The 1100-nt window shown below is 65.5% G+C and carries 2 protein-coding genes; both read left to right on the top strand.

Annotated features, from left to right (window positions below; all coding sequences use genetic code 11):
- Positions 1–331, top strand: a 331-nt coding sequence (locus tag B3587_RS12700) for a nuclear transport factor 2 family protein (RefSeq protein ID WP_292729188.1), incomplete at its 5' end; no start/stop codon positions are given.
- Between the two features lie 170 nt (positions 332–501).
- A partial coding sequence (locus B3587_RS12705) for a substrate-binding domain-containing protein (RefSeq protein ID WP_292729192.1) occupies positions 502–1100 on the top strand: 599 nt, incomplete at its 3' end.

Raw genomic sequence — 1100 nt, forward strand, 5'->3', positions numbered from 1 at the left:
GGATGCCGCGGCTGCGCTGTTCACGGAAGATGCGACATACCGAGAGCAGCCCTACGAGGAGCCGTATCGCGGCCGCGAGGGGGTGCATCGCTATTGGTCGAGTGTGACGGCGACGCAATCCGACATCCGCTTCCGGGTGGGGAAAGCCGTGGTGACCGGCACTCACGCGGCCGCAGAATGGTGGGTCACGCTTCGCAACGAGGGTGCGGAGGTGACGCTCGCGGGGGAGTTCTTCTTGGAGTTCGACGACGCTGGGCTCGTTCGTCACCTGCGCGAGTATTGGCACTTTGCGCCCGGACTCCTCGAGCCGCCCACCGGCTGGGGGCTGTGACTCACCTCGCCGGCAACGGATTGGTCACGGTCGCGGACCTGCCGATCAGAACCCTTGCGTTAAGTGTGGCAACACGGCAGAGTGTACGCCAGCACTGAACACTGTCCAGGCCGGCTTTCGCAAGAAGGTCGCGCGGCTGCCCACCGTGTACCGATTTCACAGGAGAAGTCATGCCACTCAGTACAGCTGTCCCACGGCGAAGGGGGATTCTCGCCGGCGCGGGGATCGCCGTCGCCGCACTGGCCCTCGCCGCGTGCTCGTCGGGGACCACCGACGCATCGGGCTCGGGCGAGACCTCGGCGCCCACCGACGAGCCGTTGCAGATCGCCTACATCTCGTTCGCGGTGGCGAACACGTACGACGAGCCGATGCTGGCGGCGGCGCAGGAGGTCGCTGAGGCCAACAATGCCGAGATCACGGTCTTCGATGGAAACCTCGATCCGGCGACGCAGGCCACGCTCATCGAGGACGTCATCGCCTCGGGGGACTACGACGGCATGATCGTCCAGCCCATCTATGGCCCCGCGATCATGGATGTGGTCGCCGAAGCCATGGATGCCGGGCTCACCGTCGTCAACATCGACCAGATCCTCGGCGAGGACTTCACCTCGGGTGCCACCCAGCTGCCCGGTCTCGCGTCGAACATCGTGTTCGTGCCGTCGATTCTCGGGCAGAAGCTCGGCGAGCAGACCGTCGAGGCCTGCGCGTCGAAGAACCTGGATCCGTGCAACGTCGCCTACCTGCATGACCTGAAGACCTCGAGCGTCAG

It is taken from the genome of Microbacterium sp. UBA837 (genome assembly GCF_002296025.1).
Lineage (GTDB): Bacteria > Actinomycetota > Actinomycetes > Actinomycetales > Microbacteriaceae > Microbacterium.